We start from the raw sequence: 17,987 nt of genomic DNA, 5'->3' as shown, positions 1-17,987 counted from the left end.
GCTCGGCGTGGGTGGTGGGGCGGGCTTAGAACAGGTACTCGGCCGTCAGGCGCACCGAGCGTGGCGCGGTGCGGGTCTTGATGCGGCCGTAGTTCTTGTCGATGGCGGCTTCCTCGCTGTCGTGCACCTCGTAGTAGGAGGTCGGCGTCTGGCGGTTCAGCACATTGAAGATGTCGGCCCGCAGCGTCAGGCCCTTGGCGAAGCTGGGCGAGTAGGCCGCGTTGAGGTCCAGCTGCGCGATCCACGGCGCGCGGCCCTCGCTGCCCCGTGGGGCCGGCTTGCCGTCGCAGAAGAAGTAGGACGCGCCATAGCCCAGGTCCTTGGCGATGGACTCGGGCAGGAAGCCCAGGCAGTTGCGCGGCTTGCCCGAGCTCAGGGCCAGATTGGCGCCGACCGACACATCCGGGCGCAGCTGGTAGAAGCCATAGGCCTTGATCTGGTGCGTGTGGTCGTTGGCCAGATAGCCGTCCGAGTTCAGCATCAGCTCATGGTGATCGGTGCTGACGGTCAGGCCGACGTCGCCGCCGCCGATCGAGTCGACCTGGCCCTCCATATTGCCCGTGCTGCGCGACCAGGTGTAGCTCAGCTTGCCGTACCAGCCGTCGCGCAGCGGATGCTCGGCGAAGAAGGTCAACGCGGTGTAGGTCCGCTTGACCTTGGGATTGCCCCAGGCCTCGGCGCTGATGTCGACACGGGTCAGCTTGCCGTCGCCCTTCAAGTCCAGCCACAGGCTGTTGGCCTCGCCGGGGTTGATGATGGCGCAGGCAAAGCCGAAGTGGCTGGTGTCCACGCCGTTGGCCTCGCCCCAGGCATCGATGGGGCGCTGATCGCAGCTGTCGTCGTTGGTGCTGCGCAGCGTGCGGTAGAGCGCGCTGACGCCGTAGTTCAGGCTCGGCGAGTGGGCGCGCTCGAAGCCCAGCGACAGCTCGTCCTGGTACAGCGGCTTCAGATCGATGGCGGTGATGGTGCGCGGATCGCGTTCCTGGCCGAAGGCATTGTTGGCCGAGACCTTGCCGCTGATCGCATGCAGGCCGGTCGGCGCGCCGGTCGCCGGGTCAACACCGGTATACGTGTAGTAGTTGGAATAGCGCGCGAAGGGGCTGGCCACATTGCTCGACAAATTCGAAGGCACCGGCACGTGGTAGCGGCCGGCATTGGCGAACAGCTTCAGCGAGCCATCGCCGTGATAGTCCCAGGCAGCGCCGAAGCGCGGCGCGATCTGGTGTGGCTGCGAGATGAAGGGCTCGCCATGGCTGTTGTTGTTGGTGAACTGCTCGTCGCGCAGGCCGATGTCCAGCAACAGGGTCTTGGTGGCCTGGTAGCGGTCCTGGATGTAGCGGGCGGACTGGGTGCTGCTCGGTGTGGCGATGGACCAGGCGATGTCCTCGCTGACGTAAAAGCCCTGGCTGCCGAAGCCGCCACCCTGCAGCGGCGATTCGGTCATGCCGAAGGCCTTCTTGGCCGGATCGGCCTGGCGCTTGTAGGTCCAGGTGCGGCCGCCCGCGGAGCTGCTGCCGACGACGGCCTTGACCTTCACATAGTCGATGCCGGCGCGCAGCTGGTGCTTGCCGAGCTGGTACTCGGTGTCCAGGCGCAGCACTTTCTGGCTCTCGCCGGAGTCCGCCAGCGGCAGCGAGCCGGTCACCAGCTGCGGGCTGTTGTAGACCAGACCGGGCACGCGGGTCGAAGCGGACGACGAGGTCTGCGCCAGGTTCGGGTCGTAGTTCGGCGGCGTGCGGCTGTGCTTGGTGCTGGAGTCACCATACAGCGCGGTGACGGTCCAGTCATCGCTGAGGTAGCCGGTGTACTTCAGCAGCGTGTTGTTGGCACCTGGAGCGCCGCCAGCGTCGCAACAGTTGACGAAGGGCGTGCCGCCGCCGCTGGGCTGCTCGTCGCGGGTCTGGGTGTCGTAGTGGTAGCCATAGGACGTGCTCACCGTGGTGGTCTTGTCCAGGATCTTGGTCAGCTCGAAGTGATGCGCGTCACTGAGGTGGTAGTCCAGCTTCAGCAGCGAACGGTTGACGTCGGTGTTGCTGCGGCTGAAGCCGCTGGGTAGAAAGGTCTTGCCATTGGCATCGGCCAGCGTTTCGCGCTCGGTGCGGGTGCGTTCCAGCGCGGCAAAGGCGAACAGGGTGTTGCGGATCAGTGCGCCGCCGGCGTAGAGACCATAGACCTTGGTGTCGGTGCGCGAAGCGCCGGGGTTGTCGACCGGCTTGCCGTCCGTCTCCGGATTGACGCCGGTGTTCGGGTAGTACTCCTGCTTGGCCTTGCTGCGCAGACCATTGGGCGTGTAGCTGAACTTGCCGCCGAACTCGAACTTGTTGCTGCCGCTCTTGGTGGTGATGTTGACCACGCCGCCGGTCGAACGGCCGAACTCAGCGCCGTAGCCGCCGGAGAGGATCTGCGTATCGGCGATGGCGCCGAAGGGCAGCTCCGAGGCACCGACCTGGGTCAGCAGGTTCACGACCGGGAAGCCGTTGATGTAGAAGGCGTTCTCCGAGGCCCCGGAGCCGCCGAAGCTGGCCGCGTTGCCGTACTGCGAATGGCTGTACTTGTTGACACCGGGGGCCAGCAGAACCACCGAGGCGACGTCATTGGCCACCGGCAGCTTGCTCAGCTCCTTGGCGCTCAGCGAGATGCCGTTGTTGGTATTGCTGACGTCGATGCGGCTGCTGCGGCCGCTCACGGTGACCGTCTGCAGCGTGTTCTCTGCGTTGGCGAAATTGGCTTCAACGCCGCTGCCGACGCGGGCCTCGACCTCCAGCCTGCTTTCTACCGTGCCGCCACGCAGCAGCTGGACCTCGTAGCGGCCTGGGGCCATCGAGGTGGCCTGGAACTTGCCATTGGCATCGGGACTGACGACGCGCTGGGCACCGGTGGCGAGATTGCGCAGCACGATGCTGGCGCCGGCCGGGACCGCGCCATAGATGGTGCTGGTGGCATTGGACTGGGCCTGGGCACCCAGGCTGGCGCCGAGCAGCACGGCGAGGGTCAGCGCGCGGGCCAGCGGGGTGAGACGCGCGGTGGCGGCAGGCGGCGGGGCGAACGGGGTCATGGAGACGTCCTTGTAGGCTCCGGCGTGGACACTCGCGGCCACGCCAGGGGCTCACCTGGCCCCTGCAAGGGGCCGGATGACTGGGAAATGAGGAGGGGATGGGGCGGCGGCGTTGGCCGCCCGCCCGCTGGCTTACTTGAAGGTGTAGCTGGCGTTCACGCCAATGATGCGGCCGAAGATATTGAAGCGGTGGTCGAAGCCTTCCCAGCCGTTCGGGTCGTAGTAGGGCTGCTTGCCGAACAGGTTCTTGACGTTGAGGCCGAGCGAGAACGCCGGCGTGACCTTCCAATCGACATTCAGATTGACGGTGGTGTAGGCCGGCGTGCCGGCCGCGCATTGCGCGCCGGTCAGTGCCCCGCCGGCATCGGCGCAGCTCTGCTCGTCGTAGCTGATGTAGCGCGGGTCACCATCCCATTTGTGCGAACCGATGTGGTTGACGAAGACGCTGGTGGTCACATTGCGATAGCTCCAGTCGGCATTGAAGATCGCGCGCAGCTTGGGGTTGTAGTAGTAGCCGACGAAGTTTTCCGTCCAGCCCGCGTCGTCATCGGCATTGAACTTGTTGCGGTTGGCGATCGTCAGCTTGGCACCGAGCTTGAGCTTGCCCATCTCGCCGAGCGAGAAGCGCGCCTGGGCGTCGATGTCGAAGCCGTCGATCAGCGTGCGGCCGCGGTTCACGTAGTTGGTGATCACGCCGGACAGATTGCCCACCGTGTAGCCGGGCTTGCTGGCGGCGCAGGCGGCGGCATTGGCCGGGTTGGCGCACATCGCGGCCACCTCGGCCACGATGGCGCGGTCGTTGTCGGTCAGCTCGGAGCGGAAGGCATTGGGTGCACCCTTGAGCGAGGGGCCGTACTGCTTGGTCGCGCCCAGGAAGGTGGCGCGGAAATCCTCGCGGATGATTTCGTTGCGGCGGTAGGTGAACCAGTAGTCGGCCGAGAGGTCGATGTCCTTGGTCGGCTGGAACACAAAGCCCAGCGTGCTGATCTTGGCCGTCTCCGGCTTGAGCTGTGTGTTCGGCGCAGTGACGCCGCCAATCACCGTGCCCGGTGAGCACTGGCTGTTGTAGAGCTCGTTGCCGCGTTGCACCTCGCCGGCGGTGACCGACTTGCGCAGCAGCGAGGCGATGGCATTGGTCTCGGCGCAGCGCACATCGTCCTTGACGACGGTTTGCGCGAACACGCCGCCATTGCCGGACTCGGCCAGATTGGGCGCTCGGAAGCCTTCGGAGAAGGTGCCGCGCAGCAGCAGCTGGGGCAGGGCGCGGTACTTCAGGCCGATCTTGGGGGCCAGATTGGCGCCGAAGTTGGGGTACTTGTCCAGGCGCAGCGCGGCATTGAGTTCCAGGTCCTTGCTCAGCGGGGCGACGGCTTCGGTGAACACGCCCAGCACATTGCGCGAGCCCTTGAACCAGGAGCCGCCCTGCTGGGTGATGTCACCGGCGGCGGCCTGCGGATTGCCCGGCACCTCCAGCCCCTCATGCATCAGGCTGGCGCCGACGGCCATGCGCACCTCGCCGGCCGGCAGCTTGTAGACGCTGCCCTCGATCTTGGCGTCCAGCGAGGCGATCTGGGTCCAGGACGGGATGTCGAAGGTCGGGAAGGCCTCGCGCAGCAGCGCCGCATTGGCCTCGCTCTGCACGCCGAACTGGTAGGCCGGCTTGTCGGCAATGATGGCGCGCTTGGTGGCCGGATCGATGGTGATCGGGCCGAAGGCCTTCTGGAAGCCAGACTTGCTGATGTTGGTGGTCTGGTAGAGCACCGACTTGGCGCCGCCGATGGTCGCGGCGGTCTCGTAGTCCCAGTCGCCCCAGCTGCCGCGCAGGCCGGCCATCACGCGGTAGTTGGCGTCGGTGTTGCGCTGGCCGAAATGGCCGGGCTCATCCAGCGGGATGTAGTTCAGGCCGGCCACGCCGCCCATCAGGCCGCGCAATTCCGGCGTCAGCTTGTTGTAGACGTTGTTGGGCCCGAGGAAGGGCACGGTGAAGGTGTTGGCCGTGTAGCCGGTGTCGCGCGAATACCAGGTGCTGGTCGAGCCGCTGTTGAAGGCGCGCGGCGTGTTGTGCGAGCGCATGTCCACCGTGGTGTAGCTGAGGTCGGCAAACAGCTCCTGCTTGCCCTCGAGCAGGTAGCGGCCGCTCAGGAACAGCGTCGCGCGGTCGCTGGCCGGCTTGTGGGCCAGTGCATAGGGCAGGGTGTTGACGGCGCAGCTGGTATTGCTGCCGGAGGCGACGACGCTGGTGCAGCCCGGCATGGCCATATTGCGGCGCGCGCCCTTGCTGTCGAACACGAACTCGGTGCCGGGATTGAGCACGCCGGGCTGGCTGCCGTCGCCGATGCGGAAGTTGCGGATATAGGCCGGGTTGTCGACGTAGTAGCCGGCCGGGAATTTGTCGTAATCGTCACTGGGGTAGACGGCATCGCGGCGGAACAGATTGATCGAGCCGAAGACGTTGTAGCCGTCGCGATCGATATTGCCAAAGCCGTAGGTCGCGCTGGCCTGATGCTCGCCAAAGGCCGGCACGCGGCGGGCGAACTCGGTGCCGGCGCTGATCTCGAAGCCCTGGTAGTCGCGCTTGGTGATCACGTTGACGACACCGGCCACGGCGTCGGAGCCGTAGATGGCCGAGGCGCCGTCGGTCAGGATTTCCAGCCGTTCGATGGCGGCGGCGGGCAGGGTGTCGATATTGACGAACAGGTATTGGAAGCTGTCCGGTGCGCCATAGGGTGCGATGCGGCGGCCGTTGAGCAGCACCAGCGTGGCCTGCGGCCCCAGGCCGCGCAGATTGGCCTGCGAGGCGCCATCGGTGCCGGTGAACATCGAGCGGCTGTCTTCCAGCGTGACCACAGCCGCCGGCATATTGGCCAGCACCTGTTGCAGCGTGCGTGCGCCCATCGCCTCGATCTGCTGGCGATTGACCACCTGCACCGGCGATGCGGTTTCGGCATTGATGCGCTTCAGGCTGGAGCCGGTGATCTCGACCCGCTCCAGCTTCTCATCGGCCGCCTGGGCTGCGGTCCAGCTGCACAGGCCGGAGGCGGCCAGCAAGAGCACCAGTTTGTTCAGTTTCATCTGTCTCTCTCCTCGTTTGTCGGGCACAGCGGCGCTGCAACCCGGGTGGGACGCGTTGGTATGGAGTGGAAAAGTGCGCCTGTGTCGCTGCGCGGTTAACGGCCGGGCCGCATCAGTTCAAGGCGTGCATCGTCAGCCCCGCTCAGCGCGGCATTGGCCCAGTTGGCGCACACCTTGGCTGCTGCGCTGCCGCGCGCCCCCAGTGTGCGCAGGCTCAGCTGGCCGATGCCGCGCAAATCCAGCTCGGGCTTGACGACGGCCGGTGCCTGCACCAGGCCGCTGTCGTAGATCAGGCGGCCATCGGCCCAGACCTGGAACTGCAGACCGCCGTTGGCGCGGCAACTGTCGTCGATGCCCAGATCGGCGCGGAACAGCGACCAGTCGCCCTGCAGCTTCAGATCAATGCGGCTGCTAGCTCCGACGCCCAGGCCCTTGTGGAACTGCAGGCCATTCATGCGCATCTCGCGGGCGCCGCTGGCGGGCTTGTCCTTGCTGGCCGGCAGGGCCAGCGGTAGCTCGGACAGATAGCGCAGCTGCTCGGGCTTGTCGCTGCCGCGGTGCTCCAGCACATGGAATTCCGACAACACGATGGGCTCGACATCGCTGGTGGCAAAAGCGTTGTAGGCCTTGGCAGCGCCTGCCGGCGCATTGGCCGCCGTGACCATCGGATCGGCACCGGCGCTTTCCTCGCCGTCCGGGTTGTGGGTGGACAGCACGCGGAAGCGCAGCAGGCGGCCGGCGGCGGGCTTGAAGCTGATCGTCTGCTTGCCTTCCTGCAGGGCCAGTCTGCCCTTCGCGGCCGGGGTGCCCCAGTCGCCGTTGTTGTCGCCCAGGTAGATCTCGTAGTCGCGGATCTGACCGTACTTCCAGTTCTTGTCGTTGCGCGGTGCGAGTTCGATGCCGTCGATCAGCCGGCGCTCGCCCAGGCCCAGCACCCATTCGTGCGGGCCGGCGCGCATGGCCTGGTTGCGCGAGGTGCGGAACCAGGTGTCGGGCTTGCCGTCGAAGGCGCGCTCGATGCCGTGGCCGGGCTCCTCGGCCGGGCGGTTGACGACGGTGATCGCATCTGTCGGCACCTCGCGGCCGGCGGCCGGCGCGGCGGGGAAGTCGCTGCTGATCGTCTGCGCAGTTCCGGCGGCAAAGCGGATCGTGAAGCTGCTGGCCTGGCGGATATTGCGCTTGGCCGTCTTGACGAAGACGGTGCCCAGCTGGGCGCTGGCGTCATAGAACCAGCCCTGGCTGGCGGCCTCAAAGCCTGCGCGGTCGGCCAGCTGAGGCAAGACCTGACCCCCGAGCTCGACGGCCGTGGGCGCCGCGTGGCTGTGCAACTGCAGCGCCAGGCTGCGCTGCGCTTCCTGGCCGGCGTACTCGCCCTCGACGGCGCCGACCTGCACGCTGATGTCACCATCGATGGCGCCGCTGCCCGCCGTCGGCGCCTGCATGGTGATCAGCTGGCGGCTGTGCTGGCCGTTGGCGTACTGGCGGGTCAGGCCATCGTCTTCATACAGCGTGTAGCTGGAGCTGCCATGAGGGTAGAGGTCCAGGGTCAGCTGGTCCTTGGGCTTTTCGCCGTCGAACAGCATTTCGGGGTACATCGGCAGGATGGCGCCGGCGCGCACAAAGACGGGCAGCTTGTCCAGGCTGACCTGCAGATCGATCTGCTGGCCGTTCTTGACGGCCTCGACCTGACGGCCGTCCCAGTATTCAAACCACTTGCCCTCAGGCAGGTAGATGCTCTTGCGCCAGCCCTGGCTGGCAGCCTGGCTGCGGTAGACCGGCGCGACCAGCAGATCGCGGCCGAGCAGGAACTGGTATTTATGCGCTTCGGTGAAGGCGCTGGCGTCCTCGGGGTGGTCCCACATCAGGCCGCGCACGATGGGCGCGCCGCTGGCCTCGGCCTCCTGGGCCAGGGTGTACATATAGGGCATCAGCCGCATCTTCAGCTTCAGGTATTTGCGGTTGATGCTGCGATAGGGTTCGTCGTACCACCAGGGGTGCTTGCGCGCGCCCTCGGCCCAGCCGCTCATGCCCATCAGCACCGGCGTGAAGGTCTTCCACTGCAGGTCGCGGGTGAAGGTCTCGGGGCTGCCGCCAAAGATGGCATCGACATCGCCGCTGGCATAGACCTGCCCGGACAGCGCCGAGCCGATCAGCGTCGGGATGTGCCAGCGGATGTAGTCCCAGCTGCTGCTCTGGTCGCCGGTCCACGTCACCGCATAGCGTTGGATGCCGGCCCAGCCCATCACCGTCCAGAGGAAGGGGCGGGCATCGGAGTTGTTCAGGATGCCGTTGTAGGCCGATTGATTGGCATCGAGCGCGAACTGGTAGCCCTTGCCGGTCCAGGCGACGTCGAGCTTTTGCGCGCGGGTGCCGGCGCTGCCGACTTCCCAGCTGATCTTGTCGACACCGTTCTCGGTCCACAGGCCGGTCTTGAAACCCAGCTGCTGCAGCTCCTTCACAACGCGGGGCAGATCGGTATAGCCGCAGCCATAGCCATCGTTGGGCAGGATCCAGCCGCCGGGCATATCGTGCTCGCGGTACTTCTTGGCCACCGAGTTGATGACGTCGGGCGTGGTGCCGCTCGGGCCGTCGTTCCAGCCCTTGGGCACGGTGCCCGGCTTCTTGATGTTGTCGCCGTCGTTGTAGCAGTCGGCATCGCCGTATTCATAGGCCCAGCGAGGCAGCAGCTTGGCGCGGCCGGTCAGCTGGGTGTAGCCGGCCAGCACGTCCTTGATCGAGTCGCCGACGAAGTAATAGGCATCGAAGCGGCCTTCCTGGTGCTGCAAGGAGATCAGCTCGGGCTGGCGCAGGTCGTAGCTGCCATTGCTCCAGGTGTTGCGCAGCATGCCCCAGCCGCGCGAGCTCATCAGAAAGGGCGCCGGGCTGGGCCGGTCGCCTTCTTCCCAGCCGCCGGAGTAGGACACCTCCAGCTGCTTGCCCTTGAACTCGAAGCGGCCGTTCTGCTGGCCGCCGCCGAAGAAGCGCTCGTCCTTTTGGCTGGACAGCGTCTGTACGCTGAGCTTGTCGCTCAGGTCCAGGCCTTGCAGCTCGCGCCACAGCAGGGTCTGGTTGTCGGCCTTGTAGAGCGCAAAGCGCAGCGGCTTCTTGTAGATGCGCAGCGCGAACTTGTTCGTGCGCAGCAGGTGGTGATCGCCGGCATCGCTGAACTGGTGCTCGACCTTGCCTGGGGCCAGCGGCAAGACGATGGACGCGGCCTTGTCGCCGGCGCCGCTGAACTCGCTGCTCGGGCTGGCCCAGATGCGGAACAGGCCGTCCTGCAGCAGTTGCAGGCGCACGCGCGCCTTGCCTTGGGTGCTCAAGTCCCATTGCGCGGCCACCTCGGGCGCGGCCACCGGCGTCAGCTGCTTCAGGGCCGGCATGGTCGCCGCCACAAGCGGCAACTGGCAGGCCAGCAGGCTGAGGGCCAGGGCATGGTGGATCTTGGGCTTCATGGCGTTGACTGCTCCTGCTGCGCTCGCCGGCACCAGGCCTTTGAGCTTATCTTTCGTTTGTTTGGAAATATTTGCGCAAACTTTCGATTTGCTGCGATGTTGGCCAAAACGACGGCAGGAACACCGGTAATTTCCCTTGGGTTTGAATTGTGTTCCTTGTGATGACAAGAAAACATCTAGAGGAAATACCTAGTTAAGTTTTGACTTCGGAAAGAAACGAAAGAAAGCTTGCGAAAAAAATCATTCCATTGCTAAACTTCAGTTCGTTGTCTTTCGTTTTACATCGTTGGCCGGATACATCGCTGAGCGGAATCTGTGTCTGGCGATTCGCTTGGCAAGCCGCCCTGGACGCAGTCTGATCGGGGCGCGAGTTCGAGCAAGTGCCGATCAATCCTGCAATCAACCGTTGATTGCGGCCCATCGTCCATCTGGCCACGCTGCCAAACAAAACCAAGAGGAAGAGACATGAGTGCGGAATTCAAGCTGGCGCGTCGTCGCCTGCAGCAGGGCTTGCTGGGCAGTCTGATCGGTCTGGCTGGCGTGCTGAGCGCGCCGCTGGCGCTGGCGGCCGAAGAGGTCAAGATCGGTTTCGTGATCAAGCAGCCTGATGAATCCTGGTTCCAGGACGAGTGGCGCTTTGCCGAGATGGCCGCCAAGGAGAAGGGCTTCAAGCTGGTCAAGATCGCCGCGCAGGATGGCGACAAGCTGCTGGCCGCCATCGACAACCTGGCCGCCCAGCGCGTGCAGGGCATGGTGGTCTGCGTGCCCGATGTGAAGCTGGGCCCGGCCCTGGTGGCGCGGGCACGGCAAGCAGGTCTGAAGCTGTTGACGGTTGACGACCGTCTGGTCAACGGCGCCGGTGCGGTGATGGAGGCCGTCCCTCATGTCGGCATCTCGGCCAAGGGCATTGGCGAACAGGTCGGCGAGGCGCTGCTGGCCGAGGTCAAGAAGCGCGGCTGGAAGCTGGCCGAGGTGGGCGCCATCCGCGTCACCTACGACCAGCTGGCCACCTCCAAGGAACGCACCGACGGCGCCAGCGCGGTGCTGATCAAGGCCGGTCTGCCGGCTGCCAATATCTTCAATGCGCCCATGCCCAAGGCCGATACCGAGAACGCCTTCAATGCGTCCAGCTCGGTGCTGACGCAAAAGCCGCAGTTCAAGCAGTGGATTGCCTTTGGCCCGAACGACGAGGCGGTGCTTGGCGCCGTGCGGGCCGGCGAGGGCAAGGGCTTGCGCGCGGACCGGCTGGTGGGCGTGGGCATTGGCGGCAGCGCCGCGGCCATGAACGAATTCGCCAAGAGCGAGCTGACCGGCTTTGCCTCGACCGTGATGATCAGCCCGCGCCGCCACGGCTATGACACCGCACTGGCCATGTACCAGTGGATCGTCGAAGGCCGCGCGCCGGCGCCGCTGACGCTGACCTCCGGCGAGGTGGCTGATCGCGGCAACGTCAAACAGGTCCGTGCCCGTCTGGGCCTCTGAGCCTCCTGCCTGCGAAAGCCTTGTGATGAGCCAGCTCGAATTCCGCCAGATCGCCAAGCAGTTCCCCGGCGTGCGTGCGCTGGACGGCGTCTCGCTGTGCCTGCGGCCTGGGCGTGTTCACGCGCTGATGGGCGAGAACGGCGCCGGCAAGAGCACGCTCTTGAAGATACTCAGCGGCGACTTGCAGGCCGACGGCGGCGAGCTGCTGTTGGACGGGCAGCCGCAGCGTTATCACAGCGCTGCCGATGCGCTGGCGGCCGGCGTGGCCGTCATCCATCAGGAGCTGCAGTACGTGCCCGAGATGACGGTGTTCGAGAACCTGCTGCTGGGCCGGCTGCCGCAGCGCTTTGGCTTTGTGCGCAGCGCCACGGCGGTGCGCGAGATCGCTGCGCGTTTGCAGGCCATGGGAGTGCCCATGGACCTTGCTGCCCGGCTGAAGGACCTGTCCACCGGCCAGCGCCAAATGGTCGAGATCTGCAAGGCCTTGCTGCGCGATGCACGCGTGATCGCGCTGGACGAGCCGACCAGCTCGCTCTCGCACCGCGAGGCCGAACAGCTGTTCCGCCTGGTGCGCGAGCTGCGGGCCGCGGGCAAGGCGCTGGTCTATGTGTCGCACCGGATGGACGAGATCTTCGCGCTCTGCGACAGCGCCACCGTGCTGCGCGATGGCCGCAGCGTCGCCGAGTTCGACAGCCTGCAGGGCATAGGCCGCGATGCGCTGGTGCAGGCCATGGTCGGCCGCGAGATCAGCGATGTCTACGGCTGGGCGCCGCGGCCGCAAGGCGCGGTGCGATTGCAGGTCAGCGGCCTGCACAGCGCGCGGATGAAGTCGCCGGCCAGCTTTGAGGCGCGGCATGGCGAGATCCTCGGGTTCTTCGGCCTGGTCGGCGCCGGGCGCAGCGAGCTGCTGCGTGCCGTCTACGGTGCCGATACGCGGCTGCAGGGCCAGGTGCTGCTGGATGGGCAGCCGCTGGCCGGCGAGGTCGGGCGCAGCATTGCCGCCGGGCTGATGTTCTGCTCCGAGGATCGCAAGGAAGACGGCATCGTTGGCTGCCGCTCGGTGGCCGAAAACATCAACATCTCCAGCCGCCGGCACAGCGCGCGCTGGGGCTTTGTCGACGAAGCGGCCGAGGCCGAGATGGCCGAGCGCTTCATCAAGCGGCTGCGCATCCGCTGCAGTGGCCCGGAGCAGGAGATTCAGCGCCTGTCCGGCGGCAACCAGCAGAAGGCGCTGCTGGCGCGCTGGTTGTCGGAGCAGGCCTTGCGCGTGCTGATCATCGACGAGCCGACCCGCGGCATCGACATCGGCGCCAAGCGCGAGATTTATGAGGTGCTGCACGGCCTGGCCGACCAGGGCGTGACGGTGATCATCATCTCCAGCGAGTTGCCCGAGGTGCTGGGCCTGGCCGACCGCATCGTGGTGATGCGTGAGGGCGAGATCGTCGGCACGCTGGCGCGCGAGCAGGCCAGCGAGGCGGCCGTGCTGCAGCTGGCCTTCCCGGCCGGCGAAGCGCCGCCAGCGGCCCAGCCCCTGCCGATGAGCACGGTGGAGCTGGCCGCGGCCTGAGGCCCATGGGCAGGCCCGCAGCAACAACAAACACAAGAACGAGACCTATGAACAAGAACTTTCGCGCGCTGCTGGACGCGCACAGCCTGACCCTGGTCTTTCTGGCCCTGTTCGCCGGCCTGGGCCTGACGGTCGACTATTTCCTGACCCTGCCCAACATGATCGGCCTGGCGCTGTCGGTCTCGCAGATCGGCATGGTGGCCTGCGCCATGACCTTCTGCCTGGCCTCGCGCGACTTCGATCTCTCGATTGGCTCGACGGTGGCCCTGGCCGGCGTGCTCTGCGCGGTGGTCATCAACCGCAGCGATTCCATCGTGCTCGGTGTGGCCGCGGCGCTGGCCGCCGGCGCGGTGATCGGCTGGATCAATGGCACGCTGATTGCGCGGCTGCGCATCAATGCGCTGATCGCCACGCTGGCGACGATGGAAATCGTTCGCGGACTGGCCTTCATCGCCTCCGGCGGCCAGGCGGTGGGCATCGCCCGCGATGAATTCTTCGAGCTGGGCAGCGCCTTCTGGCTGGGCGTGCCGGCGCCGGTCTGGCTGACAGCCCTTTGCGTGCTGGTCTTTGGCGTGCTGCTGAACAAGACCGTCTATGGCCGCAACACGCTGGCCATCGGCGGCAATCCCGAGGCCGCGCGCCTGGCCGGCATTCCGGTGGCGCGGCTGCGGGTGCAGATCTTCCTGATCCAGGGCCTGGTGGCGGCACTGGCCGGTGTGGTGCTGGCCTCGCGCATCACCAGTGGCCAGCCCAATGCCGGCAGCGGCTTCGAGCTGAATGTGATCTCGGCCTGCGTGCTCGGCGGCGTTTCGCTGATGGGCGGCAAGGCCTCGATCTTCGGCATGCTGATTGGCGTGCTGATCATGGGCACGGTGCAGAACGCGATGAACCTGCTCAATATCGATGCCTTCTACCAATACGTGGTGCGCGGCGGCATCTTGCTGATCGCCGTCACGCTGGATCAACTCAAGCAGGGCCGCCAGCCGCACTGAAGGCGGCCCCTGCCTGCAAACCCCGTACCTGCGCTCGCGCACTGTGGCGCGCCCGCACAATCAAACACTCAGACCGCAAAATTCATGAGCATTCTTCTGACACGCAGCAGCTCCGATTGGCAGCAGGCCGAGGGCCTGGCAACGGCCGAGGAGGTGCTGAGCCAGCCGCGGGTGTGGCGCCAGCTGGCCACCGAGCTGCAGCAGCAACAGGCCGCGGTCAGCGAGTTCCTGCAGCCCTGGCTCAGCTCGCCCGATGCCTTGATCATCCTGACCGGCGCCGGCAGCTCGGCCTATATCGGCCAGGTCGTCGCCGATGAGATCAATTGCCAGTGGCCGGCCGAGGTGCGCGCCATCGCCACCACCAGCCTCCTGACCCAGCCGGCGCTGTACCTGCGTCGCGAGCGGCCGACGCTGCTGATCTCCTTTGCCCGCAGCGGCAACAGCCCGGAGAGTCTGGCGGCCGTCGAGCTGCTGCGCGGTCAGGTTGGCCACAGCGGCTTTCTGAACATCACCTGCAATGCCGAGGGCGAGCTCTACAGCGGCAGCCAGGGCCGCGCCGACAGCTTCAATCTGCTGATGCCGGCGGGCACCTGCGACCGCGGTTTTGCGATGACCAGCAGCTTCTCCTCGATGCTGCTGGCCGCGCTGACGGTGCTGGGCCGCGAACCCTGGGCGCCGCGGCTGCAGCGCCTCACGCAGCTGGCCGAGGCCGGCGAGCAGCTGCTGCAGCAATCGGCGCAGCCGCTGGCGGCGCTGGCCGAGCAGCCATTCTCGCGCCTGGTGCTGCTGGGCGACGGCCCGCTGGAGGCGCTGGCCCGCGAGGGCGCGCTCAAGATGCTGGAGCTGACCGCCGGCCGCGTGACTGCCTTTGCCGACAGCTTCCTTGGCTTCCGCCATGGCCCCAAGGCGGTGTTGAACCCGCACAGCGTGGTGCTGCTGTTCTTCGGCAATGACGCCCATGCACGCCGTTATCAGCTGGACCTGCTGGCCGAGCTGCGCCGCGACCAGGTGGCCGGCCGGGTGCTGGCGATCAGCACGCAGCCGCTGTGGACCCATGACGCGCCGGCCGATGCCGACGACCTGATCTTCGCCACCGGCCCCTGTGCCAGCTTCCCCGAGGCCTGGCTGGCGCCGCTGTGGCTGCTGCTGGCCCAGCAGGTGGCCTTGCAGCGCTCGATGGCGCTGGGCTGCACGCCGGACAATCCCTTCCCCAGCGGCACGGTCAACCGCGTCGTCCAGGGTGTCACGATCTACCCGCTGGCAGGAGGCTGAAATGCCCGGTTTGCAGCAGACCAGCTACGGCATCGATGTCGGCGGCAGCAAGATCGAGCTGGTCGCCTACGACACGGCGCTGCAGCCGCTGTGGCGCAAACGGATCGCCACGCCGAGCGAGAGCTTTGAGGCCTTTTGCGCCGCGCTGTGCGGCCTGGTCGATGAGGCCGATGCGCAGCTCGGCCAGTGCGCGCCGCTGGGCATCGGCCTGCCGGGCCTGGCCGATCCGCAGACCGGCTTGCAGCTGAGCAGCAATGTGCCGGCACTGCGCGGCCAGCCGGCGCAGACGACGCTGGCGGCGCGCCTGGATCGCCGCATCGCCTTCGGCAACGACTGCCAGTGCTTTGCGCTGTCCGAGGCGCATGGTGGGGCGGCGGCGGGCTACCGCAGCATGTTCGGCGCCATCCTCGGCACCGGTGCCGGCGGCGGTTTCTGCCGCGAGGGCCGGCTCAACGCCGGGCGCCAGGGCGTGGCCGGCGAGTGGGGCCATTGGTCGCTGCCGGCCAAGCTGGCGCTGCGCCATGAGCTGCCCGTCTGGCTGTGCGGCTGCGGGCTGATGGGCTGCCTGGAATGCTATGTGTCCGGGCGCGGCATGGCGCGGCTGTATCAGCACATCGCTGGCTCAGCGGCCGAGCCCGAGGCGCAGGTGCCACGCATCGTGGCGCTGGCCGAATCCGGCGATGCACTGGCCACCCGCACGCTGGCCTGTTACCTCGATCTGCTCGGCTACGGCCTGGCCAGCCTGGTGCTGGCGCTGGACCCCGAGGTCATCGTGCTGGGCGGTGGGCTGTCGCAACTGGGCTTGCTGTACGAGGCCCTGCCGGCAGCGATCGCCAACCATCTGTTCGGCGCCTTCAAGGCACCGCCCATCCTGCCGCCGCTGTACGGCGATGCGGCCGGCACCCGGGGGGCGGCGCTGCTGCTGGCCGACTGACTCCCTTCCTTGCGCTCGCTGGAGAGCTGATTCAATGTCCTGGATTCTTGACACCATTGCCGCGCACAAAGCGGGCCACAGCGTGGGCGTGTACAGCGTCTGCTCGGCCAATGAGCATGTGCTGAATGCCGCCATCGATGTGGCCCTGGCCCATGGCAGCGGCCTGCTGATCGAATCGACCTCCAACCAGGTCGATCAGTTCGGCGGCTACACCGGCATGCAGCCGGCGCTATTCCGCGACTGGGTGCTGGGCCTGGCGGCAGCCCGTGGCTTGGCCGCCGAGCGCCTGGCCCTGGGCGGTGACCACCTGGGCCCCAATGCCTGGCAAAGCCTGCCGGCCGAGGCGGCGATGGGCCATGCCCGCGATCTGATTGCCGCCTATGTCGAGGCCGGCTTCGAAAAAATCCATCTGGATTGCAGCATGCGCTGTGCTGATGACCCGGCCGTGCTCAGCGACGACACCATCGCCGTGCGCTCGGCCCAGCTCTGCGCTGTGGCCGAGGCGGCCGCAAGGCGCGCCGGGCGGCCGGCGCCGGTCTATGTGATCGGCACCGAGGTGCCGGTGCCGGGCGGCGAGACCGGCGAGGGCAGCGGGGCCAGCGGCATTGCCGTGACCGCGGTTGCCGCCGCGGCGCGCACGGTGGCCGTGCATCGCGAGGCCTTCGAGCGCGCCGGTGTGGGCGCGGCCTGGCCGCGGGTGCTGGCCCTGGTGGTGCAGCCCGGTGTCGACTTCGACCACAGCGCCGTGCTGCATTACCGGCCCGAGCAGGCCGCGGCCCTGGCCGAATTTGGCCGCACCGAGCTGCCCGGCATGGTGTTTGAGGCCCATTCGACCGACTACCAGACCGAGGCGGCGCTGCATCGCCTGGTGCACGATCACTTCGCCATCCTGAAGGTCGGCCCGGCGGTGACTTTTGCGCTGCGCGAGGCCTGGTTTGCGCTGTCGGCCATCGAGGCCCAGCTGCTGCCGCCCGAGGCCCGGGCCGATCTGCCGGCCGTGCTGGAGCGGCGCATGCTGGCCCAGCCCGGCCACTGGCAGAAGTACTACGGCGGCGATGCCGCCCAGCAGCGCCTGCTGCGCCAGTTCTCGCTCAGCGATCGCTGCCGTTATTACTGGGCCGATGCCGAGGTGCAGGCCGCCTTGCAGCGCCTGCTCGCTAATCTGGACGGCGTGCAGATTCCGCTGCCACTGCTCAGCCAGTACCTGCCCGAGCAGCATGAGGCGGTGGTACAGGGGCAGCTCTTGCCTCGGGCGCGGGCGCTGGCCGAGCACCGGGTCGGCCAGCTGCTCGGCCGCTATGCGCGGGCCTGCCAGCACAATCGTCACGAAGGAGCTCCCTCATGAGCGCCGGCGCGGGTAAAGTCGCGGCTTCCGCCGGGACCCGAGTCATCATGAGAAACACCAGCCAGCGCCGTGAACAGATCCTGAAACTGCTGATGGAGCAGGGCAGCGTGCAGGTGTCCGATCTGGTCGAGATGATGGGCGTTTCGGCCGTCACCATCCGCCACGACCTGGATCACTTTGAGGGCCAGGGCCTGGTGACGCGCAATTACGGCGGCGCCTTCTTCCGCCGCCAGACCCTGCCCGAGCAGGACATCCGCCAGCGCGATTCGCTCAACCCGACGCTGAAGGAGCGCATCGGCGCCCGTGCGGCCGAGATGATCACGCCGGGCGACAACATCATCATCGACTCCGGCACCACGACCCACCAACTGGCCCGTTATCTGCGCGATCGCCAGGACCTGACGGTGATGACCAACGGCCTGAACATCGTCTCCGAGCTGGCCGAGGCCGAAGGCGTGCAGGTGATGCTGACCGGCGGCGTGCTGCGCAAGCAGTCGCTGTCCTTCCAGGGCAGCCAGGCCGAAGCCAGCCTGGCCGCCTACAGCTTCGACAAGCTGTTTCTCGGCGTCGACGGCTTTGACCTGCAGTTCGGCATCACCACGCACAGCGAGCGCGAGGCCAGCCTGAATCGCAAAATGGTCGAGCGCTCGCGCCGCACCGTGGTGCTGACCGATTCGTCCAAGTTCGGCCGCGTCAGCCTGCATCGCATCATCGGCCTGGACCGTGTCCAGGCGGTGATCACCGATGGCGGCATCAGCGCCGAATACCGCGAAGGCCTGCAGCGCCTGGGCATTGAACTGATTTTGGTCGACTGAC

Annotated in this window: 10 protein-coding genes; 7 read left to right on the top strand and 3 right to left on the bottom strand. The window is 66.9% G+C overall.

What is annotated here, in order from left to right:
- Positions 1-25: 25 nt before the first annotated feature.
- The 3 genes from RQP53_RS07370 to RQP53_RS07360 all read right to left on the bottom strand — a co-directional run bounded on the left by RQP53_RS07370 (position 26) and on the right by RQP53_RS07360 (position 9,579).
- Positions 26-3,055: a TonB-dependent receptor gene (locus tag RQP53_RS07370; RefSeq protein ID WP_315649574.1), complete on the bottom strand. Its 3,030-nt coding sequence runs from the start codon at positions 3,053-3,055 to the stop codon at positions 26-28.
- 132 nt (positions 3,056-3,187) lie between these two features.
- Entirely contained in the window at positions 3,188-6,127 is a 2,940-nt protein-coding gene (locus RQP53_RS07365; protein WP_315649573.1) for a TonB-dependent receptor plug domain-containing protein, read from the bottom strand.
- A 95-nt stretch (positions 6,128-6,222) separates the two neighbouring features.
- The gene (locus RQP53_RS07360) at positions 6,223-9,579 is read right to left on the bottom strand and encodes a TIM-barrel domain-containing protein (RefSeq protein WP_315649572.1); all 3,357 of its coding nucleotides are present in this window, start codon (positions 9,577-9,579) and stop codon (positions 6,223-6,225) included.
- Between the two features lie 465 nt (positions 9,580-10,044).
- On the opposite strand from RQP53_RS07360, the gene RQP53_RS07355 reads away from it, so the two are divergent.
- From RQP53_RS07355 to RQP53_RS07325, 7 genes are all read left to right on the top strand, one after another.
- Positions 10,045-11,061: an arabinose ABC transporter substrate-binding protein gene (locus tag RQP53_RS07355; RefSeq protein WP_315649571.1), complete on the top strand. Its 1,017-nt coding sequence runs from the start codon at positions 10,045-10,047 to the stop codon at positions 11,059-11,061.
- Between the two features lie 22 nt (positions 11,062-11,083).
- On the top strand, positions 11,084-12,628 hold the full coding sequence (gene araG, locus RQP53_RS07350) for an L-arabinose ABC transporter ATP-binding protein AraG (RefSeq protein WP_434064064.1): 1,545 nt from the start codon (positions 11,084-11,086) through the stop codon (positions 12,626-12,628).
- A 5-nt stretch (positions 12,629-12,633) separates the two neighbouring features.
- Positions 12,634-13,620 carry an L-arabinose ABC transporter permease AraH gene (araH, locus tag RQP53_RS07345; protein ID WP_315649569.1) on the top strand — a complete coding sequence of 329 codons (987 nt, stop codon included), beginning with the start codon at positions 12,634-12,636 and terminating at the stop codon, positions 13,618-13,620.
- An 84-nt stretch (positions 13,621-13,704) separates the two neighbouring features.
- Complete coding sequence (locus RQP53_RS07340; protein WP_315649568.1) at positions 13,705-14,892, top strand: AgaS family sugar isomerase; 1,188 nt, start codon at positions 13,705-13,707, stop codon at positions 14,890-14,892.
- Position 14,893: 1 nt separating this feature from the next.
- Positions 14,894-15,826, top strand: coding sequence for an ROK family protein (locus RQP53_RS07335; protein WP_315649567.1), 933 nt, complete (start codon positions 14,894-14,896; stop codon positions 15,824-15,826).
- A 34-nt stretch (positions 15,827-15,860) separates the two neighbouring features.
- Positions 15,861-17,171 (top strand): D-tagatose-bisphosphate aldolase, class II, non-catalytic subunit, encoded by a 1,311-nt coding sequence (locus RQP53_RS07330; RefSeq protein WP_315649566.1) that lies wholly within the window; start codon positions 15,861-15,863, stop codon positions 17,169-17,171.
- Between the two features lie 47 nt (positions 17,172-17,218).
- Positions 17,219-17,986 (top strand): DeoR family transcriptional regulator, encoded by a 768-nt coding sequence (locus RQP53_RS07325; protein ID WP_315649565.1) that lies wholly within the window; start codon positions 17,219-17,221, stop codon positions 17,984-17,986.
- The last annotated feature ends 1 nt before the right edge of the window (position 17,987 follow it).

The sequence above is a fragment of the Roseateles aquae genome (assembly GCF_032337115.1).
Lineage (GTDB): Bacteria > Pseudomonadota > Gammaproteobacteria > Burkholderiales > Burkholderiaceae_C > Roseateles_C > Roseateles_C aquae.
Note: the sequence above shows the minus strand (reverse complement) of the source record. Positions and strands in the feature narration are given on the sequence as shown.